Origin of the sequence: Rubrobacter marinus, assembly GCF_011492965.1 — a bacterium.
GTDB lineage: Bacteria > Actinomycetota > Rubrobacteria > Rubrobacterales > Rubrobacteraceae > Rubrobacter_F > Rubrobacter_F marinus.
The window spans coordinates 1491592-1506256 of sequence record NZ_CP045121.1; the positions used below are offsets into that span (position 1 = coordinate 1491592).

Below are 14665 nucleotides of genomic sequence, written 5' to 3' on the forward strand. Positions count from 1 at the left end.
TCGACGGGCCGGCGGCACCGTCACGGCGAGCGAATCATCGAAGAGGGGGACGCAACGCTGGCCAATGCGACGTTGCGGCGCGGAGGACGGGTGAATAGGGGTTGAGCGAGTTGAACGTGGGGCTGGTAACCGTGGGGGCGCTTGTCCTCCTGCTTGGACTGCTCTCCAATTCGATCCATCGGGCGCCCATCTCCACGCCCATCTTGGCCTTGCTGGCCGGCGTTCTGGTCGGGCCCGCCGCGTTCGGCCTGCTCGACCCGGCACGCTGGGGCGATCAGCAAACGATTTTGGAAGAAGCGACGAGGCTAACGCTCGCGATCTCGCTTATGGGGGTGGCGCTCAGGCTGCCCGGGCGGTTCTCCTTGCGCAACTGGCGGACGCTCGCGGTGTTGCTCGGGTTCGTGATGCCGTTCATGTGGCTCGCGAGCGGGCTCTTGGTGTACCTGCTGCTGGGCCTACCCTTCCTCGCGGCCCTGCTCGTCGGCGCCGTGATCACGCCGACCGACCCCGTGGTCTCCAGCACCATAGTCACGGGCGGGTTGGCGGAAAAGAACCTCCCCGCGCGCCTCAGGCACACCCTCTCCGCGGAGTCCGGCTTCAACGACGGCCTGGCCTACCCCTTCGTACTCCTGCCCATCCTCCTCCTCGCACGGCCGCCCGGTGAGGCCCTCTCGCACTGGCTGACCCACACCTTGGTGTGGGAGGTTGTAGCGGCCATGATCTTCGGCGGACTCGTGGGCTACGGGGCGGGCGAACTCGTGGAATGGGCCGAGGCGCGCGAGACGATAGGGGAGAGCTCCTTTCTCGTCTACACCATCGCCCTCTCCTTCGTTGTCTTGGGCGCCGCGAAGCTCATTGGCACCGACGGCATCCTCGCGGTCTTTCTGGCCGGGCTCGGCTTCGACCGGGCGGTGAAGGGCGATCGGGAGCAGCAACGACAGGTACAGGAGGCGGGGACGCGCTTCTTTATCCTGCCCATCTTCGCGCTGCTCGGCACGAGCATACCGTGGCGGGGGTGGCTGGAGCTCGGCTGGAGCGGGGTAGTGCTGGTCCTGGCCGTGCTTCTCCTGCGCCGGTTGCCCGCCGTGCTGGCGACGCGCCCGCTCATGAGTGGGGTAAGGGGACGGGGCGAGACCCTCTTCCTGGGATGGTTCGGCCCCGTCGGCGTCGCCGCGCTCTACTACGCCAACCTCGCGCTGCAGGAGACGGGGGTCGAGGAGGCCTGGACGGTCGGCAGCCTCGTCATCTGCGCCTCCGTGCTCGCCCACGGCGTGAGCGCTACCCCGCTGACCCGCCTCTACGGAAGGCGCCGCGCCCCTGATCGGGACGACGGCAAGGGGTGCCGGTAGGTGCAGATGCGGGGGAACTCGCGGGAGGGGCTGCCCACAAAGGTCACACGACCGAGTGGCCGCCCGACGCTCGTCCGAGAACCGGTTAACTCCGCGCTGCTGGTACTCGAGACAGTCTCTGGCCGTCGCGCCGTGCTACTGCTCCCAAAGCCCTGACGGGTCCGTTCGCATCGGAGGTTCGCGATGGTGGAAAACTCGGCAACTGCAAACGCCCGTAAGCTCGTTTGTTGGGCCTCTGATCCCGTTATCGAGCAGGTTCGTCGATCGTGGGACGCACGGAGTGTGGTGGCGTGAGCCGCGGCGTTTCGAGGTACTTCGCGGCGGTCCCGTTGGTAGTTTTGCTGATCGCGGGCTGCGGCGGGGAGGGGGGGACACGGCTGGCCCCGCAAGAAGAGAACGCTTCGGCCGCAACGACGATGAGCCAGGCCGGCGACGTGGAGGCCGAAGAGCCTGACCGAAACGCGGAAGGCAAGCCCTCCTCCTGGTCGGGGCCCGAGAGCGGCGGGGGCGAGGGGGCGGCGAACCGTATCCGGGATGTCGAACTCGACTACCTGCGGGGGTACGATCGGGTGAGGATAGCCTTCGGTTCCGGGGAGGGGGAGGCGTCTAGGATCCCGCGCTGGTCGGTGGAGAAGCCCCCGGAGGGCGGGTACGTCCGACTCCTCTTCCCGGGCGTGACCTCCACGCAGACCGCAGGGGAAGATCTGGCCGGGCTCACAACCGACGCCTACTACGTGGTCCAAGCGTCGGACGGCGGGCTGTTCGTCGACGTGCTCGCCCTCGACGCCTTCGAGTACCGCGTGACGGAGCTTACGGAGGCGGGCCAACTCGCCATAGATTTCCGCAACGCGCCGGGCGGGCTCACTTGTCCGGCGGTCCAGGCCGAGAACGTGGTCGTCACCGAACCGTGCGAGGCCGAGGAGGCGGTGGCGGGCGAGCCGCTCCCCATCGAGGGTTACTCGCGCAACCCCAAAGGCTCGATCGTCGCGGTGCTGCTCGACGAGCAGGGTGCTCCCATAGCCAGGGAGACGATCCGGGCCGAGGACGGGAACGGTGCCTGGGGACGCTTCGAGGCGACCATTACGGCACCACCTGCTTACGAGGGATTGGCTACCCTGCGGATCGGGGACGAGAACCCGATCGGGACGCAAACGGGGGCGGAGGTACCCGTGTTCTTTGGCGTGAGCCAGGATGGGTGAACCGCGCGCGGCGCTACCAACGGCCAGGTCTCGGGACCGGAGTTGGCCCAAGGATTAAAGGACGCAGTTCTTGCTGCCGCCCATCTCCATCCTGCCGTCCCTAGGGCGTCTAATCGGCGATGCCTCCTCGTCCGCCAGTGCCTTCGCCGCAAAGGGGTATCCGTCGTGGAAGCCGAAGGGGCAAGGGCGCCGCCGTGTTGGAAGGCAAGGCGTGGATACGGCAAACCATCGAGGCGCCGGAGCGTAGGAGTAAGGCACGAGCGTTACGACGACCGCCCGCCTGCACTAGCGAGACGCTGCCGCGGCGCGGCCGCAAGAGTTGCCGCCTCGAGAGCTACGTCGGCAGTCTACGTGAAGACTCTGCGGACCATGATGAGCAGCAGGTGGCGAACAGCATGCGCTTGCGTCGAGGACCACCGGTTCCGGGGAGCGGTGTTCGAACCATCGACCTAAGGAAGGCTTGCCGGGAGTATGCCGAGAAGGGGCCGTGACTAAGGATTTGCTGATGTCGGGGTGGCGGGCCGCACCCCGAGGAAGGAGGGGGGTGAGTGGGGAGCGCGAACCCGCCACGCGCCGACTCCCCCGCGGTAGGGCTTCGGCGTAAAGGGCCCGTGAAGCTTGCGTTAAGCGATCGCAAAAAGGTTTCGCGGGGAGGGGGCGCCGGCAGCGATCGGGACGGTATTGTCGGACGACCGGTGCAGTCCGAGGGAGGGGAACAACTCGCCGCCACCGCCGAAGCGTCACAGGCCTCTCGCGCGGAGGGCGTTAGGACGAACGCGACGGCGAGCTACCGTCCGCGTACCGCGTACTTCTTTGGCCGCGAGGACGAGCGCGGTTCTTTGCGCAACCCGCCTTCGCCTGCCGTTGGCGGCCTACTCCGGCGGAGGCCAGCCTTGCCCTATATGGGCGCGGCGACCAGGTCTTCTCGATAGCGTGTCCCTTTTTGCGAGCGCTCGGCGATACTTCGACTGGCGCCGGGTGCTCGCATCCGTACCCTCGCCACGCCGCACTCGACGGCGTTTGGACTACGATCATCTCCGCGCCGTCGAAATCGTCCCCGACGAAAAACGTCTCCGGTTCCACAGGGAGGACCAGTTCGGCATCGGCCCCCGGGTAGCTTTCTCGCACGAGGCCGAAAGCACGCTCGACGGCGCCGAGGAGGACGTAGATCAGGGAGTCATTGACTCGGCGCAGGAGGATGCGCAAAACGCCGTCGCCCCTGGCCCGCCCGAGGGTGTTCGGGCCAGACGCTTCGAGCCGTTTTTGGCCTCGGCCTCCGTCAGGCCGGCCGGAGAGCTGCCGACAAAACGTCGAGAACCTCTGCGGTCTCGAAGGAGTGCCAGTCAGCGTCGGACGGTCTCGTACGGCTTGTCGCCGTGGGCAAGGTTCTCGTCCGTCGTTTCAGGCGTGGTGAACGGTGTCTCGCCGCCGCGCTTGTTCGGTGTCGGCCCCGGTCCGGGCGCCCCGGCTCCGGGGGAGGATCAGCACCGACCCCGTGTGGGCCCGCGCGATCTTGGTCGAGACGCTGCCGAGGCGCGCCCGCCTTACCGCTCCCAGGCCCCGGCTGCCGACGGCCACGAGCGTCGGCTCCACCGTCTCCTGCGCCACTTCCAGGACCGTCATCGCGATCCCGTCGATGCCGTCGCTCCCTTCGTCGATCACGAGTCGCGCCTCCGGGCGCCTCCCCAAGATCTTCTCTAGCTTCCTCGCCCTCTCGCGCAACGCGGCCTCCGCGTCCCGCAAGACCTCCTCGACGATGCGGGCCTCTTCCTCGCTCCTCCCGCGCGAGGTCTCAAGGAGCCTCGGGTAGACCTGGACCATGAGGGCCTCGGCCCCCAGGAGGCCGCCGATCTTCGCCCCAAGTTCTCCGGCCCTCAGGGCGTCCTCGGAGGAGTCGTCGGCGATGAGCACCCTCGCCGGCGGCCAGGAGGAGGCGTCGTTTCCCGGACGCACGATCAGGACCGGGCAGTGGGAGTTGTGCATGACGCCTTCGGAGACGCTGCCCATCAGGAGGCGCTTGACCCCGCCCAGGCCCCGGCTGCCGACGACGATGAGGCCGGCGCCCATCTCCTCGGCGCAGCCGAGGATGCAGTCCACCGGGGAGCCCATGAGCAGGTGCGCCCCCGAGACCTTACCTCCCGCCTCCTCGATAAGCTCCACCCCTTCCTCGAGCATCCGCTGCCCGCGTTCGCGGGAGGCGAAGGGGGAGTGTAGCCTGAGCGCCACGCTCATGTACTCGCGGGGCGGGACGAACTCGAAGGCGTGGACGACGTGCAGCTCCGAGCCGCTCCTCCTGGCGAGGTCGATCGCCGCCAGGGTCGCGACCGCCGCGTCCTCGGAGCCGTCGGTGGCGAGCAGGATCTTCCCCGGCGAGATACCCATCTCCCTAATCTCCCCGTACGGAGGCGAACGCTGCCTCCCTCGCGCGCTGCTGGGGATGATCGTCTGAGGTGCCTTCCAAGCAGGAGCTGAGAAAGCCTTCCCTGTGCACGAAAGCAGCGTTCGCCTCCCGTCCTGCCGGACCCGGGTCCAGCAGGACCCCGCTCACGCCGCGGCAGAGCGTCATGAGCATCGAGGAGAGCTCGCCTTCGGGAAACTCCCTCACGTGCCATCCCGCGCCGGGGAGAGCCGAGCGGAGGTAGCGCTTCGCCGTCGCCTCCTCAGCGAATACCGGCAGCACCTCACCGCCCGAGGGCAAGGAGAGAATCAGGGGGTCCAGGGCGCCGTTGACGCGCCTCACGATCAATCGTCGGGTATGCCCCCGAAGTCGGGCGCGGGAGCGAGGAGCGCCGCACCGCTGCCCCCTCCGCACGCCTCCCCGCCTCGCTTCCGGGACCGCCTCCAGAAACAGCATGCGCCTCGTGCCTCCTCTTCGTGTTGTCCGTCTTTGGTCCGGACCTTTATCCGCCGCAAACCTTCCGCTGCGACCACGACCCTTCAGGGCAGTAATAATCCTTCCGTGGCAGGAGCGGTTCGTGAACAAAAAGCGGCGTTCGTTTGACCAAAGTTGTTCATTTACGGGGACGGCGGTTGTAGTAACCTCCTGTTCGAAAAGGGAGGTCGTATGAGCTTGATCTCGTCCGGAGCGGTCGCACCAAACGGCGGGCTATGCGCGTCTGGGACTGCGGCACGCAGGCCTCTACGGTGGGCGGCTTGGGGACCACGCGGCGGAGACCGGCGTGCCGCGGCGTACCCGGCGCCGTGAGGGAGGTGCCCGAGCAGGAGCTCCGGGGAGCCCGTCGTCGCGGGACGGGCTGGAGACCCGCGTACGCCAGAAGGAGGCCGTCGCCTCTTTGGGCATCTTCGCCCTCTCGGGGCCGGAGCTACAGGTTCTTCTGGACGAGGCCTGCGCGCTCGTGGCGAGGACCCTCTCGGTGGAGTACGCCAAGGTCCTCGAGCTCCTCCCCGACGGCGAGCGCCTGCTACTCCGCTCCGGCGTAGGCTGGATGGACGGGTACGTGGGGAGAGCTACGGTCGGGACCAACCTCGAGTCGCAGGCCGGCTACACCCTCATCTCGGAGGGGCCGGTCGTGGTCGAGAACCTGCGGGAGGAGGTACGGTTCAAGGGCGCGCCTCTCCTGCACGACCATCGGGTGACGAGCGGCGTTACCGTAGCCATCCTCCTCGAGGACAGGCACTTCGGCGTGCTCAGCGCCCACACTAGCCGCAAACGCGCGTTCGCCGATCACGAGATCTTGTTCCTCCAGGACGTCGCGGACGTCCTCGGCGCCGCCATAGAGCGCAAGCTCGGGGAAGACGATTCTCGAAAGAAGGTTACCGAGCAATCGGAGAGGGCCGAGGCCGCCGAGCGCCGCTTCGAGTTTCTGGCCGGGGCGAACGCGCTGCTCTCGGCCTCCTCGCACCTCGACTACGCGGCGGTGCTCGACACCACGGCACGCCTGGCGGTGCCCGCCGTCGCCGACTGGTGCTTCGTAGACGTGCTGGAGTCGGGCGGACGGATCCACAGGGCCGTGGTGGGGACCTCGGGCTCCGGGGACGCGAAGCTCGCCGAGGGGCTGCGCCAGAAGTACCCGCTCGACCCCAACCTGCCGCACGGCACGCCGAGGGTGCTGAGGACCGGAAGATCGGAGCTCCTCCCGGAGATAGACGATCCGGTCTTGAGGTCCATCGCCCGCGACGCCGAGCACCTCGGGGTCCTCCGCCGCCTGAAGCCCCGCTCCTACATGTGCGTGCCGCTCCGGGGGCGCCGGAGGCCGACCGGGGCCATAGGGTTCGTCTCGGCCGAGAGCGACAGGAGGTACGGCCCCGACGACCTGGCGCTCGCCGAAGGGCTCGCCCACTGTGCGGGCCTCGCCATCGACCACGCCCTCAATCGCGTCCCGGAGGAGGAGATGGCCCGCGAGATCCTGCGCCTCTCCGGCCGGGGTCGCACCGTCGTCGCCCCGAGCGCTGACGCTCCGGAGCTTACCCGCCGCCAGCTCGAAGTGCTGAACCTCATGGCCGAGGGCATGCCCGCCAGGGAGATCAGCCGCAAGCTCCACCTCTCCGAGGCCACGGTCAGAAACCACGTCCGCTCCGTCAAGCAGGCCCTCGGGGCCCGCTCGCAGCTCGAAGCCCTCGCCCAGGCCCGCAAGCTGGGCGTCCTCCCCCGCTAGCGGCTCCCGTCCCCCGGACGACTTTGACCAAAAGTCGCTACGAACTTGGCAACAAACGACGATGGCGCTCGAACCCTCGCGTTTTACATTGTGCCCATCGACGCGGTAGCCGAGTTTTGGGGACAGTTATGAGAGGGGAGGCCCGATTGCAAGCGACGACATTGTCGCCGCACCCCGACGGTAGCGGACCGTACGCGAGGCGGTCGACGGGAGAGCGGGGTACCGTGCCCCGAAACCAGCCGTCCGCAGCCGACGGGCCACGCACGCACGGGCTCCCCCAACCTCCGGCGGCTACCGCGCCCCCTTCCGAGCTCGACGTTGCGACGGGTTAGCGCGACCCGCAGCGAGCTCCTGGGGAGGCGGGCGAGGATCTCGCTCGCCGAGACCGGGCGCGACCTCCTGAAGGAGAAGCGGACCGCCCTTATGAGGGAGTTCGACCGCTTGAGCCGGTCGGCGCTCGCCGCAATGCGGGACCTGGAGGACCGGGCGGGCGAGGCGCGAGCCTCCCTTGGCGAGGCGGTCGCGCTCGACGGCCCCGAGGCCGTCGGGTCGGCCGCGCTCGCCGCGTCCGGGGACGTCGGCGTGGAGCTCGAGACGAAGAGCGTCGCCGGCGTGCCCATCGTCGAGCTGGACCACGAGCCCGTCAGAAGGGCGCGCGACGCGCGCGGCTACAGCCTCTCGGCGACCACGCCGCGCGTCGACCGGGCGGCCGAGGACTTCGAGGCGGTCCTCGAAGGGCTCCTGGACGTGGTCGCCGTCGAGATCTCCCTGAGGCGGCTGGCCGAGGAGATCTCGCAGACTACCCGCCGGGTGAACGCCCTGGAGAACGTCGTCGTCCCCGGGCTCGAGGAGGAGCGCGACTACATCGCGATGGTGCTGGACGAACGGGAGATGGAGAGCCGCGTGCGCTTGATGCGGGCGAAGGGATGCTCGGAAAAGGAAGGGAAAGAGCATTGAGAGAGACCGACGGCAGGGCCCTGAACGCGGCATCCTCGAACGGCAAGCCGCCCGGGGAGACGGCGCTCGAGTCCGTCCGCCGGCTCGAGGAGACGCTCGAAGGCAAGCGGGAGCTGCAGGCGGCGGTCGAGGGGCGACTGAAGGCGGCGCGCGAGGAGGCCGGGCGCATCGTCCGGGAGGCGCGCGAGGAGGCGCGCCGGACCCTCGAGGAGCGGCGCGGGCAAGCCCTCGCCGCCGCCGACGAGGAGGCCGCCCGCGTCCTCGCCGGGGCCGAGGCCACGGCGGAGGACCTGCGTGCCCTGGCCGCGAAGGACCGGCCGGAGGCGGTGCGGGCGGTCGTCGGGCACGTCCTGCCGGCGCGGGGCCGGGGAGGTTAGCGCGTTGCTCGCGAAGATGGCGAAGGTCCGGCTCGTCGGCCCGAGGGGCAGGTTGGATCTGGTGCTGGAGGAGCTGCACAAGCTCGAGCTCGTCCAGCTTGCGGACGTCAAAGGGGAGCCCTACAGGGTCTCCCCGCTCCCCGAAGACGACCGGAGGCTCGCGCGCGCCAGCGAGGTCAGGTTCCTCGTCGCGGAGCTCGAGGCCCTGCTCGACCTCCTCGGGCCGGACGCGCACCCGGGGCGGGGCGACCTCGTGCCCGGCGAGGTGGACGTCTCCTACGTCCGCTCGCGCCTTGCGGAGGTGGAGCCCGCCGTCGAAGGGCTCAGGGGGCGCATCGAGCATCTGGAGGACGAGAAGATCGTGCTTCCGCGCTACCTCGAACCCCTGGAGAACCTGCTCCCGCTCGTGCCGGAGCTCGCCGACCTCGAGGACCACGAGCTGGACAGGCTCCGGCTCGACACGGTGGCCCTCGTCCTGAACACGACCGATCTGAGCGTCGTCGAGACGCTCCGGCGGGAGCTCGCCGAGGTCTTGGGCTCCCGCTTCGAGCTGGTCTCCGAGGAGATAGAGGACGGCGCTATCGGCTGCGTGCTCGTCTTCTCCCACGACGACACCGCGGCCGTGCACGAGCTGCTCGGCCAGGAGCACGTCCGCCACGCCACGCTCCCCGAGGGGTACGAGAGGCTCTCCCTCAGCGGCACCGTCGCGGCGATGGAGGGGAGGCTCGAGGAGCTTCCGGCGGAGATCTCCGCCGCGAAGGAGGAGCTCGACGCGCTCCTCCGGCCGCACGAGGAGGAGTGGCGCACCCTGCTCGCGGGCCTCCGCGCCGAGCTCGAGCAGCTCGAGGCCGCCGATCTACTCGGCGGGACGCGCCGGGCGTTCGTCGCGGCCTTTTGGGTCCCCAAGAGAGACCTGCCCCGCCTGCGCGAGGAGCTCAAAGCCCGCGTGGGGGCCGAGGTGGTGGTCGAGGAGATGCCGGTGGACCGCTACGACGGGACGATGCCGGTCCTCATGAACAACCCCAAGCCGGTCAGGCCCTTCGAGGGGCTGGTCCGGTTCCTGGACCTGCCGCGCCCCGGCACGCTGGACCCGACCGGCCTGATGTCGCTGTTCCTGCCGATAATCTTCGGCGCGATGGTCGGGGACGTGGTCTACGGCCTCCTCCTGCTCGGGGTGGCGCTGTGGATGAAGCGGCGCTTCACCGGGCCGGGGATGCTCAAGGACCTCGGTTCGGTGCTGCTCGTCGGGTCGGTGTGGTCGATCATCTTCGGGTTCGTCTTCGGCGAGGCGTTGGGGAACCTGGGGTACGACCTGCTCGGCTTCGACTGGGCGCTGTGGTTCTACCGGCCCGACGGGCTCGTGCCGCTCCTGGTCTTCGCGCTCGCCCTGGGGGCGACGCACGTCGTGCTCGGGCTCCTGCTCGGCATCTGGCAGGGCTGGCGGGAGCGGCACCGCGGCGAGGTCGCGGAGAAGGTCGGCACCCTCATCGCCCTCGCCGGGGTCTTCGGCCTCGCGGGCCTCGTGGCCGGGATGATGCCGTCGGGGGCCGTAACGCCCGCGGTCGCCGCGGTGGTCGTCGGGCTCGTCCTGATGATGGCCGCGCACGGCGGAGGGATGGGGCTGCTCATGGGGCCTCTGGAGCTTATCGGGGCGCTGGGGAACGTGCTCTCTTACCTGAGGATCGCGGCCGTCGGGCTCGCGTCCGCGTACCTCGCGATCGTCGCCAACGAGTTCGCCGCGGTGGCGCCGCTGTGGATCGGGATCGTGATCGCGGCCTTCTTCCACGCGCTCAACCTCGCGCTCGCGGGCTTCAGCCCGATGATCCAGGCGATGCGCCTCCACTACGTGGAGTTTTTCGGCAAGTTCTACGAGGGGGGAGGCCGCCCGTTCACGCCCTTCGGCGCCCGGGCCGCCGGTCCCCCGGCCGAGGCCAGGGATGCCCGGGAGGACGCCGTCGAGGCGGAGCCCCGGGAGGGGAGGGAGGTGGCCCCGATCTAGGAGTCGCGCGGGTTAGGGACCACGTTGTTCCGGCGCCACCGGCGCCGGGTCGAGAGGAAGGAGAAGGGCTTATGGAACTGGGGTTGATCGCGATAGGTGCGGGGCTCGCCATCGGGCTTGCGGCGCTCGCTTCGGGGCTCGCTCAGAGCCGCATAGGGTCCGCCGCGATGGGCGCCGTGGCCGAGAAGCCGGAGCTCACGGGGCGGGCGATCCTGCTCATGGCGATCCCCGAGACCCTCGTGGTCCTGGGGTTCGCCGTGGCGGCCATGATCATCCTGCTCCTCGGCTAGGGGGACAACGACGTTGAGCCCCCTGAAAGACCTGCTCGCCGCGATACAGGCCGAGGCGGACGAGGAGCGCGCCCGCGTCGAGGCCGAGAGCCGCACCGAGGCCGAGGCTATCCTGGCTGCGGCCCGGGAGGAGGCGCAAGCCGTCCGCGACGGCATCTTGCGCTCCGGCGAGCCCGGCATAAGGGCGGAGGCCACGCGCCGCGTCGCCCTGGCGAACCTGGAGGCTGCGCGCTCCTTACGCCTCGTGCGCGAGGAGTCCTACAAGCTCCTCGTCGCCGGCGCGCGCTCCGAGCTCGCCGCCCTGCGCGAGGACCCCGCCCGCTACCGCGACGCCATGTTCGCCCTCTTCGGGGAGGGCCTCGCCGCCCTCCCCGACGCCGATACCCTGCGCGTCGACCCGCGGGACGAGGCCCTGGCCGCCAACACGGCGGACGGCCTCGCCGTCGAGACCGCGCCCATACCTCTAGGCGGCCTCGTGCTCGAGAGCGACGACGGCAGGACCCTGCGCAACACCTTCGAGGACCGCCTGGCCAACGCGGACCCCGACCTGAGGCTCTGGTATGGCCGCCGGCTCGACGCCCTCGCGGCGGGCGTGGAGGCCGCGGGGGTGGCTCGTTGAAGATACTCGGCCGTCCCGTCGCGCGCGCCGACTTCGGCTACGGCAACGCCCGCCTCAGGGCGCGCAAGGCCGGCCTCCTCGCGGGCGACGACTACGAGGCGCTATTGGACAAGGACGTGGAGGGTGTTTTGGGCTCCCTCTCCTCGACGGCGTACGCGCCCGAGGTGGAGGGGGCCCTCACCCGCTTTCACGGGGCGAGGAGGCTGCACGAGGCGGTGAAGGGGCACCTCGTGCGCGCTTTAGAGGAGATGCGCTCGTTCTACGCGGGGAGGGCCCGCGAGCTCGTGGACCTCATGCTCTCGCGCTGGGACCTCTCCAACACCGTCGCGCTGTTGCGCGGGGAGGCGACGGCGCCCCACACCGAGGAGGCGCTCCAGAACGTCGTCCCGATCGGCCCGTTCCCGGGCGCCTACGCGCGCGAGGTGGCGCGCCAGAACGAGTTCGCCGCGGCGGTCGGGCTCATGGTTCGCTGGAAGCTCCCCGACCCCGAGACCGCCCGCAGCCTCGACGATGCCTGGCCCGACTACGAGCGAACCGAAGACCTCGCGGGCCTGGAGCACGCCATCGCCGCCGCCTGGGCGCGGCGCACGGCCGACGCCCTGGAGCGCACGGGCCCGGAAGGCGAGACGTTGATGCGGTCCTTCGCGCGCGAGATCGACGAGCGCAACCTGCTCGCGGCACTCAGGCTGCGCGAGGCGCTCGCCCGCGGCGAGACGGACGCGTTGCCCGTCCTCTCGGGCCTCGGGCCCTATCTTCCGGGCGGACACATCAAACTCTCCCGCCTGGACGATGCCATCCGGCTCCCCGACCCCGAAGGGGTGGCGGCCGCGCTCGCCGACGCCGGCGCTCCGGCATGGCGCGCCCCGCTCGAGCGGTGGGGGCGCAGCGCGGACCTCGTGGCGCTGCAGGGGGAGCTCGAGGCGAGGCGCGTCCGCGACGCGGTCTCCCTCTTCTATAGGGGGATCCCCTCGGGGTGGACATCCCCCTGGCGTACGCCGCCGCCAAGGAGAACGAGGCGAGGAACCTGCGCCTCATCGCCGAAGGCGCCTCCGGGGGGCTCCCCCCGAGAGGGTGCGCTCGCGCCTGATCCTGCCGGAAGCGGGGGGCGAAGGGTGAGCCGCCTCATAGTCCTCACCACCCCCGACCTCGCGCCGGGCTACCGGCTCGCCGGGGCGGCGACCGTCGGTGTGGCCTCGCCCCAGGAGGCGGAGGCCACGCTGCTGGAGCTCGTGGACGGGGAGGGGGGCGTCATCGCCGTCCACGAGGCTTACCACGCGCGCCTGGACCGCGAGCTCCGGCGCCGCTTCGACGAGACCTTGAGCCCGCTCGTCGTGCCGCTCCCCGAGGGCGAGGCGCACGAGGCCGAGGGCGGGAGACGCGAGAGGCTGTTGAAGATGCTGTGGCAGGCCGTGGGATACGAGATCACGTTCGACGCCGAGGGAGGAGCCGCACGATGACACAGACCGACGTTCGCAGCAGACCCGACCGGGGGGCGCGCATCGACGGCGAGATCTGGCGCGTCTCCGGCCCGGTCGTGGTCGCCACGGGCCTCACGGATGCCCGCCTGTACAACGTGGTCTACGTCGGGGAGGCGAGGCTGCCGGGGGAGGTGATCCGGCTGGACGGCGAGAGGGCCACGATCCAGGTCTACGAGGACACCTCGGGCCTCCGCGTCGGCGAGCCGGTCGAGGACACCGGCGAAGCCCTCACCGTCGAGCTCGGCCCCGGCCTCCTCGGCGGCATCTTCGACGGCACCCAGCGCCCCCTCCCGACCATCGCCGCGGTCGGGGACGACCCCTACGGCGCGCCCACCATCGGGCGGGGCCTGCAGGTGCCCTCGCTGGACCGCGAGCGCCGCTGGACGTTCGTCCCCTCGGTCTCCGCGGGCGACAAGGTCGGCCCCGGCGACGTTTTGGGGATCGTGGCGGAGCCCACGGCGATCTCGCACAAGGTCCTCGTCCCCCACGGCGTCTCGGGCGTCGTCGAGGAGACACGCGAGGGCTCCTTCACCGTGGAGGAGCCCGTCGCCGTAGTCGGAGGGGAGCCGGTCGCGATGCTCAGGCGCTGGCCGGTGCGCGAGCCGCGCCCGGTGGCCCGGAGGCTCGACCCGGAGGAGCCCCTCGTGACCGGCCAGCGCATCCTCGACACCCTCTTCCCGGTCGCAAGGGGAGGGACAGCGACGATACCGGGCGGCTTCGGGACCGGAAAGACCGTGCTGGAGCAGTCGCTCGCCAAGTTCTCCGACGCCGACGTGGTCGTGTACATCGGCTGCGGCGAGCGGGGGAACGAGCTCACCGAGGTCCTGGAGGAGTTCCCCGAGCTCACCGACCCCAAGACTGGGGCCTCGCTCATGGGCAGAACCGTCCTGATCGCCAACACCTCCAACATGCCCGTCGCCGCCCGCGAGGCTTCGATCTACACCGGCATCGCCATCGCCGAGTACTTCCGGGACCAGGGGCTCGGCGTAGCCCTCATGGCCGACTCCACGAGCCGCTGGGGCGAGGCCCTGCGCGAGGTCTCCGGCCGCTTGGAGGAGATGCCCGCCGAAGAAGGGTACCCGGCCTACCTCTCGACCCGCCTCGCCGAGTTCTACGAGCGCGCCGGCTCCGTGGTCTGCCTCGGCGCCGACGAACGCGAGGGCTCTGTCACCGTCGTGGGAGCCGTCTCCCCGGCGGGCGGGGACTTCTCCGAGCCGATCACGCAGAACACTCTACGCCTCGCCGGCACGTTCTGGGCCCTGGACACCTCGCTCGCCCGCGCCCGCCACTTCCCGGCCATCGCGTGGGGGACGAGCTACACGCTCTACGAGCTGGACGGGTGGTTCGATCGGGAGGTCGCGGATGGCTGGTCCGACGGTAGGGCCTGGGCGCTCGACCTCTTGCAGAAGGAGGGGGCGCTCCTGGACATCGTGCAGCTTCTCGGGGCGGACGCCCTGGCGCCCGCGCAGCGCGCGATCCTCGCCACGGGGCGTCTGATGCGCGAGGACTTCCTGCAGCAGTCGGCCTTCGACGAGATCGACGCCTACTGCGCGCTGCCCAAGCAGCGCCACATGCTCCGCGTCGTTCGGGCCGCTCACGAAGCGCTCGTCGCCACCGTTGGGCGCGGGGCGGCGTCGGAGGCCGGGGCGGCCGTCCCGGCGCTCCGGGAGGTCTCCCGCATGAAGTACTGGCCCGACGAGGAGGCGGAGGGGCGGGCCTCGGATCTGATCGAGCGCATAAGGAAGGAGATGGAGGAGCTTTGAGCGAGAGGAGCCCGAACG

At 70.3% G+C, this 14665-nt stretch carries 13 protein-coding genes; 10 read left to right on the forward strand and 3 right to left on the reverse strand.

From position 1 onward, the window contains the following. Positions 1-101: 101 nt before the first annotated feature. Positions 102-1349: a cation:proton antiporter domain-containing protein gene (locus tag GBA65_RS07625; RefSeq protein WP_166396064.1), complete on the forward strand. Its 1248-nt coding sequence runs from the start codon at positions 102-104 to the stop codon at positions 1347-1349. 290 nt (positions 1350-1639) lie between these two features. Next, positions 1640-2548 (forward strand): Gmad2 immunoglobulin-like domain-containing protein, encoded by a 909-nt coding sequence (locus GBA65_RS07630; protein ID WP_166396065.1) that lies wholly within the window; start codon positions 1640-1642, stop codon positions 2546-2548. 765 nt (positions 2549-3313) lie between these two features. Here GBA65_RS07630 and GBA65_RS26230 read toward each other — a convergent pair. From GBA65_RS26230 to GBA65_RS07645, 3 genes are read right to left on the reverse strand one after another with little or no spacing between them, the layout of a single operon-like run. Then, positions 3314-3895 (reverse strand): cation-transporting P-type ATPase, encoded by a 582-nt coding sequence (locus GBA65_RS26230; RefSeq protein WP_166398397.1) that lies wholly within the window; start codon positions 3893-3895, stop codon positions 3314-3316. Between the two features lie 54 nt (positions 3896-3949). Then, on the reverse strand, positions 3950-4930 hold the full coding sequence (locus tag GBA65_RS07640; RefSeq protein WP_166396066.1) for a universal stress protein: 981 nt from the start codon (positions 4928-4930) through the stop codon (positions 3950-3952). A 4-nt stretch (positions 4931-4934) separates the two neighbouring features. Beyond that, positions 4935-5288 (reverse strand): hypothetical protein, encoded by a 354-nt coding sequence (locus GBA65_RS07645; RefSeq protein ID WP_166396067.1) that lies wholly within the window; start codon positions 5286-5288, stop codon positions 4935-4937. 553 nt (positions 5289-5841) lie between these two features. On the opposite strand from GBA65_RS07645, the gene GBA65_RS07650 reads away from it, so the two are divergent. The 8 genes from GBA65_RS07650 (at position 5842) to GBA65_RS07685 (ending at position 14647) form a co-directional block, all read left to right on the forward strand. Continuing rightward, positions 5842-7164: a GAF domain-containing protein gene (locus tag GBA65_RS07650; protein WP_166396068.1), complete on the forward strand. Its 1323-nt coding sequence runs from the start codon at positions 5842-5844 to the stop codon at positions 7162-7164. Between the two features lie 318 nt (positions 7165-7482). Next, positions 7483-8121, forward strand: a complete 639-nt coding sequence (locus tag GBA65_RS07655) for a V-type ATP synthase subunit D (protein ID WP_166396069.1) — start codon at positions 7483-7485, stop codon at positions 8119-8121. Beyond that, positions 8118-8498 carry a hypothetical protein gene (locus GBA65_RS07660; protein WP_166396070.1) on the forward strand — a complete coding sequence of 127 codons (381 nt, stop codon included), beginning with the start codon at positions 8118-8120 and terminating at the stop codon, positions 8496-8498. The genes GBA65_RS07655 and GBA65_RS07660 overlap by 4 nt, the downstream gene beginning before the upstream one ends. A gap of 4 nt (positions 8499-8502) precedes the next feature. After that, a complete protein-coding gene (locus GBA65_RS07665; RefSeq protein ID WP_166396071.1) occupies positions 8503-10497 on the forward strand; it encodes a V-type ATP synthase subunit I in 1995 nt (664 codons plus the stop codon). A gap of 71 nt (positions 10498-10568) precedes the next feature. After that, positions 10569-10787: an ATPase gene (locus GBA65_RS07670; RefSeq protein WP_166396072.1), complete on the forward strand. Its 219-nt coding sequence runs from the start codon at positions 10569-10571 to the stop codon at positions 10785-10787. Between the two features lie 13 nt (positions 10788-10800). Next, the gene (locus tag GBA65_RS07675; protein WP_166396073.1) at positions 10801-11406 is read left to right on the forward strand and encodes a V-type ATP synthase subunit E; all 606 of its coding nucleotides are present in this window, start codon (positions 10801-10803) and stop codon (positions 11404-11406) included. Then, positions 11403-12863 carry a V-type ATPase subunit gene (locus GBA65_RS27005; RefSeq protein WP_166396074.1) on the forward strand — a complete coding sequence of 487 codons (1461 nt, stop codon included), beginning with the start codon at positions 11403-11405 and terminating at the stop codon, positions 12861-12863. The genes GBA65_RS07675 and GBA65_RS27005 overlap by 4 nt, the downstream gene beginning before the upstream one ends. Next, complete coding sequence (locus GBA65_RS07685) at positions 12860-14647, forward strand: V-type ATP synthase subunit A (RefSeq protein WP_166396075.1); 1788 nt, start codon at positions 12860-12862, stop codon at positions 14645-14647. Before GBA65_RS27005 ends, GBA65_RS07685 begins: the two co-directional genes overlap by 4 nt. Positions 14648-14665 lie beyond the last annotated feature (18 nt).

Excerpts from the sequence above, each read along its gene's own strand:
- GBA65_RS07640 (WP_166396066.1), bottom strand. The coding sequence starts at position 4,930 with ATGGGTATCTCGCCGGGGAAGATCCTGCTCGCCACCGACGGCTCCGAG.
- GBA65_RS07670 (WP_166396072.1), top strand. The coding sequence starts at position 10,569 with ATGGAACTGGGGTTGATCGCGATAGGTGCGGGGCTCGCCATCGGGCTT.
- GBA65_RS07685 (WP_166396075.1), top strand. The coding sequence starts at position 12,860 with ATGACACAGACCGACGTTCGCAGCAGACCCGACCGGGGGGCGCGCATC.